Raw genomic sequence first — 9,633 nt, 5'->3', positions numbered from 1 at the left:
CCGCCCCGACCCCGACCGGGACGCCCACCACCGCGCCCGTCACCGACCCCTCCCCCGCGCCGACCACCGCGGTCGTCCCGGCCGGCCTCAGCGACAAGGACTCCGCGAGCCCCGCCCGGGAGACCGGCACGGGCATCGGCGGCACCGGCACCGGCGGCACCGGGAGCGTCCGGACCTCCGACGGCCCGCTGGCCGCCACCGGCAGCTCCGCCGCCCTGCCGCTGGCCGCGACGAGCGCCGCCGCCGTGGTGCTCGGCGCCGCCGGTCTGGTCACCGCCCGCCGGCTCCGGGCCCGCCGCAACGGCTGACCCGAGCGGTCCGTTCCCCGGGGGAGGCCGCCGTCACGGCCTCCCCCGCGGGAATCCCGGCGCGGAGCACCGTGTGTGGCTGGCTACCCTTGTGGGGTGAGCGATCAGAGCCTTGTTCCCGCGACCGACGACCTTCCCGAGCAGATGCGCGTCCGGCGCGAGAAGCTGGACCGGCTCCGGGCGGCCGGCGTCGACCCGTACCCGGTCGGATTCCCCCGCACCACCACCATCGCGGACCTGCGTGCCAAGCACCCTGACCTGGAGCCGGACACCGCGACCGGCGAACGGGCCGGTGTCACCGGCCGCGTGATCCTCTCCCGCACCGGCGGCAAGCTCTGCTTCGCCACCCTGCGGGACGGCACCGGCGACCTCCAGGTGATGTTCTCGCTGGACAAGCTGGGCGCCGAGCGGCTGGCGGCCTGGAAGACCGACATCGACCTCGGCGACCAGGTCGGCGTCGAGGGCGAGGTGATCACCTCCAAGCGCGGCGAGCTGTCCGTGATGGTGGACCGCTGGGAGCTCACCGCCAAGTGCCTGCGCCCGCTGCCGGACAAGCACAAGGGCCTGACCGACCCGGAGGCCCGGGTCCGCCAGCGCTACGTGGACCTGATCGTCAACCCCGAGGCCCGCGAGATCCTGCACCTGCGCAGCAAGGTCGTCCGCTCGATCCGCCGCACCTACGAGGACCGCGGCTACATCGAGGTCGAGACCCCGATGCTGCAGCCGGTGCACGGCGGCGCCAACGCCCGTCCGTTCAAGACGCACATCAACGCGTACGACATCGACCTCTACATGCGCATCGCCCCCGAGCTGTACCTCAAGCGGCTGGTGGTCGGCGGCGCCGAGAAGGTCTTCGAGATCAACCGCAACTTCCGCAACGAGGGCGCGGACTCCACCCACAACCCGGAGTTCACCTCGCTGGAGTCGTACGAGGCGTACGGCGACTACGACACCCAGGCCGAGCTGATCCGCGAGACGATCGTCAACGCGGCCCGGGACGCACTGGGCACCACGGTCATCAAGGGCGTGGACGCGCACGGCGTCGAGCACGAGATCGACCTGGCCGAGCCGTGGGAGGAGGTCGCGGTCTACCCGGGCATCTCCGCCCACCTGGGCGTGGAGGTCACCCCGGAGACCGGCGTCGAGGAGCTGCGCAAGCTGGCCGCCGAGCACGGCATCCCGTTCGAGAAGGACTGGGGCCACGGCCAGATCGTGCTGGAGATGGTCGAGCGCCTGCTGGAGGAGAACGCCGTCCGGCCGACCTTCATCAAGGACTACCCGACCGAGGTCTCCCCGCTGACCCGCCAGCACCGCTCGCAGCCCGGCGTGGCCGAGAAGTGGGACCTGGTGATCTTCGGGACCGAGATCGGCACCGCCTACTCCGAGCTGGTCGACCCGGTCGAGCAGCGCGCCCGCCTGACCGCCCAGTCGCTGCTGGCGGCCGGCGGCGACGTCGAGGCGATGCAGGTGGACGAGGACTTCCTGCGCGCCCTGGAGTACGCGATGCCCCCGACCGGTGGCCTCGGCCTCGGCGTGGACCGCCTGATCATGCTGCTGACCGGCAAGAACATCCGGGAGACGGTGCTCTTCCCGCTGGTGAAGCCGGAGCCGAAGGCTTCCGCCGCGACGGCGGAGAAGACCGAGGAGGAGTGACCTGATGGACTACGTCAGCGCGATCGTGCCGCCGCTGGTCATGGCGATCGGCTTCGGATTCCTGGTGCGGGCCATCGTCCGCAGCCAGGGCGGGGCCCAGCGGGCCAAGGAAGACGTCGACTGATCCCGCGCGGGCCGGCAGGCCCCGTGAGGACCGGCGGGCGGAACCCGCGACCGACGCCGTCAGCCGCCCCGAACGACCGGCGCGCCGCCATTCCCGATTCCCGGGGGTGGCGGCGCGCCGGTTTGGCGTACTTCACAAGATTTGCCCCATTCACTCCCTATCCTGGCCGCACTATGGTCCGGCAACTCGGCGAACTTGAGAACGCCATCATGACCCGGGTGTGGCAGTGGAACCGACCGGTCACGGTTCGCGAGGTTCTCCTGGATCTGCGGTCGGAACGCGAAATCGCGTACACCACGGTGATGACCGTCCTGGACAAGCTCCACAGAAAGGGCTGGCTGCGCCGCGAGCGGGTCGGCCGGGCCTATCGATATGAACCGGTCTCCTCGCGTGAGGCGTACACGGCGGCACTGATGAACGACGCCTGGGCCACCAGCGACAATCCGGCGGCGGCCCTGGTGCACTTCTTCGGCCTGATGTCCCCCGAGCAACGCGAAGCGCTCCGGGACGCCTTGCGGGTGGCCGCTCTGTTCCCGCCCGATCCGACCGGGGCGGATTCCGCGGACGACGGACCCGATACCGGTGCGACGGAACCGGGAGCGGCGCGATAACGTCCGGGACCATGGAGGTCACCATCCGCCGGGCGCGGACCACGGACGTGCGGGCAGTGCGCAGGCTCATCGACACCTACTCGCGCGACGGCATTCTGCTGGACAAGCCCACAGTCACACTGTTCGAATCCGTCCAGGAGTTCTGGGTCGCGGAACGCGACGACAACGGCGTGGTGGTGGCCTGCGGCGCGCTGCACGTGATGTGGGAGGACCTCGCCGAGGTCCGCACGCTCGCGGTGGATCCGGTCGTCCGGGGCACCGGGATCGGGCACCTGCTGTTGGAGAAGCTGGTGCAGACGGCACGCTGGCTGGGCGTCCGTCGGATTTTCTGCTTGACGTTCGAGGTCGCGTTCTTCGCGAAACACGGTTTCGTCGAGATCGGCGAGCTCCAGGAAACCGATGATGGTACGACAGACCCGGCGGCGATCGCTACGGATGTCTATGAAGAACTCCTCCGCTCGTACGATGAAGGCGTCGCCGAGTTCCTCGACCTGGAGCGGGTGAAGCCCAACACACTGGGCAACTCGCGCATGCTGCTGCACCTCTGAGCCGCTCCACCCGGGTCAAGGGTTTGTGTTTTCCGGAGAAAGGCGCTTTCCTTTCCTTAGGCAATGGGTCGTTTAGCGGAAAGGGAAGCCCGTGGCACAGAGGGTGCAGGTCATTCTTGAAGACGATCTCGACGGCGGTTCGGCGGACGAGACGGTGACGTTCGCGCTCGACGGCGTTGCCTACGAGATCGACCTGAAGAGCGCCAACGCGGACAAGCTGCGCGGTCTGCTGGCGCCGTACGTGGAGAAGGGCCGCAAGCAGAGCGGCCGGCTCGCCGGTGCCCGTCGTCCGGGCCGCAGCGCCGCGGCGCGGCCGTCCGGCGGCGGTGCCCCGGACACCGCCAAGATCCGCGCGTGGGCCAAGGAGCAGGGCCTGGAGGTCAACGACCGCGGCCGCGTTCCGAGCAACGTCCGCGAGGCCTACGAGAAGGCCAACGCGTCCTGATCCCGGCACCGCAGGCCCGCCGGAGCGGGTGCGGGGCCCCGGCGGCCGGAGGCGGCGCCGCCATCACACGCACGGGGCGCGGAGGAGTCTCCTCCGCGCCCCGCGGCGCGTGCCCGCTGGGCCGCGGTACCGGGGGCCTGCGGGGCGCAGGCTCGGGCACGGGCTCGGGCACGGGCTCGGGCGGCGGAACAATCACGGGCTGTGCAACGCTGTAAGGGCGAAGCGGTAACGAGGACACCCGGGACGGCGTACCCGGCCCCGGCCGCCGTTGAACCGCCGTCACCACGGCCCGACTTCTCGCCAGGCGAACACCGCCACCGCGGAAACTGCGCGAGAACCGCCCCGATACCGGGTATGAATGCAGGTGGACGGGTTCTTCGGCCCGTCCAGGGGCAGTATGTGCGACCGGCCTGACGGTTCCGGCCGCGCCCCGGCGGCGCGTGTTCGCCGATGGCGTAGCGGAATCCGGTGCATCCGGCCCGCCTGCGGGAACACCGTTTCCCAGCATCAGGTTGGGATTGGTGTCGGCTGGTCGCGCAGCATCTCGCTCCTCTACCGGGGAGTGAATCCGTGGGCCGCGCCGCTGAGCGGGACTAGCATGCGGAAGGACAGGGCGGGGACGGACCCCGAACTGCCCGACCGCTCTGAGGAGCGATAAACGATGTTCGAGAGGTTCACCGACCGCGCGCGGCGGGTTGTCGTCCTGGCTCAGGAAGAAGCCCGGATGCTCAACCACAACTACATCGGCACCGAGCACATCCTCCTGGGTCTGATCCACGAGGGCGAGGGCGTCGCCGCCAAGGCCCTGGAGAGCCTCGGGATTTCTCTTGAGGCCGTTCGCCAGCAGGTCGAGGAGATCATCGGCCAGGGCCAGCAGGCCCCGTCCGGTCACATTCCCTTCACCCCCCGGGCGAAGAAGGTGCTGGAGCTGTCGCTCCGCGAGGCCCTTCAGCTCGGCCACAACTACATCGGCACCGAGCACATCCTGCTCGGCCTGATCCGCGAGGGCGAGGGCGTCGCCGCCCAGGTCCTGGTGAAGCTGGGCGCCGACCTCAACCGGGTGCGCCAGCAGGTCATCCAGCTGCTCTCCGGCTACCAGACCGGCGGCGGCAAGGAGTCGGCCACGGCCGGCGGGCCCGCCGAGGGCACCCCGTCGACCTCCCTGGTCCTGGACCAGTTCGGCCGCAACCTCACCCAGGCCGCCCGCGAGGCCAAGCTCGACCCGGTCATCGGGCGCGAGAAGGAGATCGAGCGGGTCATGCAGGTGCTGTCCCGCCGCACCAAGAACAACCCGGTGCTGATCGGTGAGCCCGGCGTCGGCAAGACCGCCGTGGTCGAGGGCCTGGCCCAGGCGATCGTCAAGGGCGAGGTCCCGGAGACGCTCAAGGACAAGCAGCTCTACACGCTGGACCTGGGCGCCCTGGTGGCCGGCTCGCGCTACCGCGGTGACTTCGAGGAGCGCCTGAAGAAGGTGCTCAAGGAGATCCGCACCCGCGGCGACATCATCCTGTTCATCGACGAGCTGCACACCCTGGTCGGCGCGGGCGCCGCCGAGGGCGCCATCGACGCCGCCAGCATCCTCAAGCCGATGCTGGCCCGCGGCGAGCTGCAGACCATCGGTGCCACCACCCTGGACGAGTACCGCAAGCACCTGGAGAAGGACGCCGCGCTGGAGCGCCGCTTCCAGCCGATCCAGGTCGCCGAGCCCTCGCTGCCGCACACCATCGAGATCCTCAAGGGTCTGCGCGACCGCTACGAGGCCCACCACCGGGTCTCCATCACGGACGCCGCCCTGGTCGCCGCCGCCACCCTGGCCGACCGGTACATCTCGGACCGCTTCCTGCCGGACAAGGCGATCGACCTGATCGACGAGGCCGGCTCCCGGATGCGCATCCGCCGGATGACCGCGCCGCCGGACCTGCGCGAGTTCGACGAGAAGATCGCCGACGTGCGCCGCGAGAAGGAGAGCGCGATCGACGCGCAGGACTTCGAGAAGGCCGCGTCCCTGCGCGACGACGAGAAGCAGCTCCTGCAGGCCAAGGCCAAGCGCGAGAAGGAGTGGAAGGCCGGCGACATGGACGTCGTCGCGGAGGTCAACGAGGAGCTCATCGCCGAGGTCCTGGCCACCGCCACCGGCATCCCGGTCTTCAAGCTGACCGAGGAGGAGACGTCCCGCCTGCTGCGCATGGAGGACGAGCTGCACAAGCGCGTCATCGGCCAGAAGGACGCCATCAAGGCGCTCTCCCAGGCGATCCGGCGCACCCGTGCGGGCCTCAAGGACCCGAAGCGCCCCGGCGGTTCGTTCATCTTCGCCGGCCCGTCCGGCGTCGGTAAGACCGAGCTGTCCAAGACGCTGGCGGAGTTCCTCTTCGGCGACGAGGACGCGCTGATCGCGCTCGACATGTCCGAGTTCTCCGAGAAGCACACCGTCTCCCGGCTGTTCGGCTCCCCGCCCGGCTACGTGGGCTACGAGGAGGGCGGCCAGCTGACCGAGAAGGTCCGCCGCAAGCCGTTCTCCGTCGTCCTCTTCGACGAGGTCGAGAAGGCCCACCCGGACATCTTCAACTCGCTGCTGCAGATCCTGGAGGACGGTCGCCTGACCGACTCCCAGGGCCGCGTGGTCGACTTCAAGAACACCGTCATCATCATGACGACCAACCTCGGCACCCGGGACATCTCCAAGGGCTTCAACCTGGGCTTCGCGGCCACGGGTGACACCCAGACCGGGTACGAGCGGATGAAGGCGAAGGTCGGCGAGGAGCTCAAGCAGCACTTCCGCCCCGAGTTCCTGAACCGCGTCGACGACATCGTGGTGTTCCACCAGCTGTCCGAGGACGACATCATCCAGATCGTCGACCTCATGATCGACAAGGTGGACGAGCGGCTCAAGGACAAGGACATGGGCCTGGAGCTCAGCGTCGAGGCCAAGAAGCTGCTGGCCAAGCGCGGCTACGACCCGATCCTGGGTGCCCGTCCGCTGCGCCGCACCATCCAGCGCGAGATCGAGGACCACCTCTCCGAGAAGATCCTCTTCGGTGAGCTGCGGGCCGGCCACATCGTCGTCGTCGACGTCGACGGTGAGGGCAAGGAGGCCAAGTTCACCTTCCGCGGCGAGGAGAAGTCGGCCGTCGCGGACACCCCGGCCGCGGTCGCCTCGTCCGGTCCGGACCTGACGAAGTAGCCCAACTTTTAACAGACAACTTCACAGCCACCGAGCCCCCGGCGTTCGCGCCGGGGGCTCGGTGCGTTCCGGCCCCTCCGCGGTCGGCACCGGTACGGACCGGGACGGCGGCTTCCGCATGGGCTGGTACGGGTGCGCTCGGTTTCTCAGCGAGCTTTAACCAACATACGGTTGACAGACGGTCAGGTGATAGGGAGTCGCGGAGCATAGCGCCGTGACCATGTCACGGTCAAGGTCTATCTTTTCTGTGCACGCTTGTATCAAATGACGTCCACCTGTCTTTCATTTTGGTTTGCCGGGCTTTGGCCAAGAGCTGGGCCCCGGTCGGGGAGGACGTCACAACGTTGAAGAGCACCAGGAGAACCGCTGCGGCTGCCACGGCCGCAGCGGTCATAGTCACGCTCGGCGCGGGCCTGTTCCCGGGCACCGCCGTCGCCGCCGGCTCGGCCCCGGTCCCGCGGGACCCGGCCGAGGCCGTCCAGAACACCGAGCACAACCTTCCGGGCCCGCTGACCGCGAAGGTGGAGGCGGAGCAGAAGGCCGCCACCGAGAAGCTGCTCAACGGCACCGCCGAGGTCGAGCAGCACAACGGCAGCACCAGCGTGAAGCTCGGCAAGGACAAGTACGTGGAGCTCGCCCGCGAGCGCACGGACAAGATCTTCACCATCCTGGTCGACTTCGGTGACCAGGTGGACAACACCACCAAGACGCCGGACGGCAAGGTCAAGTACGGCGGCGAGGCCGGCCCCAAGCACAACGAGATCGAGAAGCCGGACCCGGCCACCAACAACTCGACCCAGTGGCAGGCCGACTACAACCAGCAGCACTACCAGGACCTGTACTTCGCCAAGGACAAGCCCTCGCTGAAGACCTACTACGAGAAGCAGTCCTCGGGCCGCTACTCGGTCGACGGCGTGGTCCAGGACTGGGTCCGCGTCCCGTGGAACGAGGCCCGGTACGGCTCCGACTACTGCGGCTCCAACGTCTGCGCCAGCGCCCAGGACCTGATCCGCGACGCCGTGGACATCTGGTACAAGGACCAGCAGGCCAAGGGTCAGACCGAGGCGCAGATCAAGGCGACCCTGGCCTCGTACGACCAGTGGGACCGCTACGGTTCGCACCACGACGGGAACTTCAACCAGCCCGACGGGTACATCGACCACTTCCAGATCGTGCACGCCGGCGAGGACAAGTCGGCCGGTGGCGGCAAGCAGGGCACCAAGGCCCTGTGGGCGCACCGCTCGTACGTCTACGGCAACCTGCAGGGCTCGGCCGGTCCCGAGGGCAACAAGCTCGGCGGCGTCCAGGTCGGCAGCAGCGGCCTGTGGATCGGCGACTACACGATGCAGCCCGAGAACGGCGGCCTCGGCGTCTTCGCCCACGAGTACGGCCACGACCTCGGTCTGCCGGACCTCTACGACACCGCCGGCAAGGGCATCGACAACTCGGTCGGCTTCTGGTCGCTGATGTCCTCCGGTTCCTGGCTCGGCGAGGGCAAGAACAGCATCGGCGACATGCCGAACGACCTCGACGGCTGGAGCAAGTACCAGCTCGGCTGGCTGAAGGTGGACCGCGCCAAGGCCGGCACCGAGTCGACCCACCACATCGGCCCGGCGGAGTACAACAGCAACCTGCCGCAGGGTCTGATCGTCGACCTGCCGAAGAAGAGCATCACCACCGACATCAACAAGCCGTTCGGCGGCACCGGTGAGTGGTGGAGCGGCAGCGCCGACAACCTGAACGTCACGCTCACCCGCGACATCGACCTGACCGGCAAGGCCAAGGCCAGCATCAACGCCAAGGCCTGGTACGAGCTGGAGCAGGACTTCGACTACGCGTTCGGCGAGGTCTCCACCGACGGCGGCAAGAACTGGACCGTCGTGGACGGCACCTGGAACGGCACCGCCCTGCCGCGCGAGAACGGCCGTCCGGCCCTCAGCGGCCAGGTGGCCGCCTGGGGCGACCTGTCGTTCAACCTGGACGCCTTCGCGGGCCAGAAGATCAAGTTCCGCTACCGCCACACCAGCGACGGCGGCCTGCACTTCCGCGGCCTGACCCTGGACAACGTCGCGGTCGTCGCCGACGGCGCCACCGTGTTCAGCGACGACGTCGAGAACGGTGACAACGGCTGGGTGGCCGACGGGTTCTCCCGCTTCAGCGGCTCGTACACCAAGGACTACGCGCAGTACTACATCGCGGAGAACCGGCAGTACGTGTCCTTCGACCAGACCCTGAAGACCGGCCCGTACAACTTCGGCTTCGCCGACAAGCCGGGCTGGGTCGAGCACTACTCGTACCAGCCCGGCCTGCTGATCTGGTTCTGGGACGAGTCGCAGACCGACAACAACGTCAGCGCCCACCCGGGCCACGGCCTGGTCCTGCCGGTCGACTCGCACCCGACCCCGCTGAAGTGGTCCGACGGCGCCCTGATGAAGCCGCGCGTCCAGGGCTTCGACTCCACCTTCGGTTCCCGTCGCGTCTCCCCGCTGACCCTGCACAAGGCCGGCGTCGAGACCGTCATCCCGAAGGCCAAGGGCGTCGACGAGTTCAACGACCTGAAGTCGTGGTGGAGCAAGGACAACCAGTACGCCGGTGTCGACGTCCCGAAGACGGGCACCAGCATCGAGGTCGAGAACGAGTCCTCGAACTACCTGGAGACCTGGATCCGGCTTCGACAAGCCCGACCTCGGCTTCGTGGTGCACCTCGGCTCGCCCAGCTCGCCGATCGCCTACTACCAGCAGGTCGGCCGCGCCGGGCGCGGG

5 protein-coding genes and 3 pseudogenes are annotated in these 9,633 nt (G+C 68.8%); all 8 read left to right on the top strand.

Annotated elements, in window-relative coordinates:
- Positions 1–308: pseudogene (locus tag ACIQOV_RS12820) on the top strand (hypothetical protein); the annotation flags it as partial.
- Positions 309–404: 96 nt separating this feature from the next.
- Positions 405–1,961, top strand: coding sequence for a bifunctional lysylphosphatidylglycerol synthetase/lysine--tRNA ligase LysX (lysX, locus tag ACIQOV_RS12815; RefSeq protein WP_359910479.1), 1,557 nt, complete (start codon positions 405–407; stop codon positions 1,959–1,961).
- A gap of 297 nt (positions 1,962–2,258) precedes the next feature.
- Positions 2,259–2,696, top strand: coding sequence for a BlaI/MecI/CopY family transcriptional regulator (locus ACIQOV_RS12810; RefSeq protein WP_359910476.1), 438 nt, complete (start codon positions 2,259–2,261; stop codon positions 2,694–2,696).
- A gap of 11 nt (positions 2,697–2,707) precedes the next feature.
- Complete coding sequence (locus ACIQOV_RS12805; RefSeq protein ID WP_359910474.1) at positions 2,708–3,244, top strand: amino-acid N-acetyltransferase; 537 nt, start codon at positions 2,708–2,710, stop codon at positions 3,242–3,244.
- 91 nt (positions 3,245–3,335) lie between these two features.
- On the top strand, positions 3,336–3,689 hold the full coding sequence (locus ACIQOV_RS12800) for an Lsr2 family protein (protein WP_359910471.1): 354 nt from the start codon (positions 3,336–3,338) through the stop codon (positions 3,687–3,689).
- Positions 3,690–4,350: 661 nt separating this feature from the next.
- Complete coding sequence (locus tag ACIQOV_RS12795; protein WP_359910468.1) at positions 4,351–6,870, top strand: ATP-dependent Clp protease ATP-binding subunit; 2,520 nt, start codon at positions 4,351–4,353, stop codon at positions 6,868–6,870.
- Between the two features lie 344 nt (positions 6,871–7,214).
- A pseudogene (locus tag ACIQOV_RS12790) lies at positions 7,215–9,518 on the top strand (immune inhibitor A domain-containing protein); the annotation flags it as partial.
- 13 nt (positions 9,519–9,531) lie between these two features.
- Positions 9,532–9,633, top strand: a pseudogene (locus ACIQOV_RS12785) (helicase-related protein); the annotation flags it as partial.

It is taken from the genome of Kitasatospora sp. NPDC091257, from assembly GCF_044757675.1.
GTDB classification, from domain to species: domain Bacteria; phylum Actinomycetota; class Actinomycetes; order Streptomycetales; family Streptomycetaceae; genus Kitasatospora; species Kitasatospora lactacystinica.
This window is presented reverse-complemented; position numbering and strand designations above follow the sequence as displayed.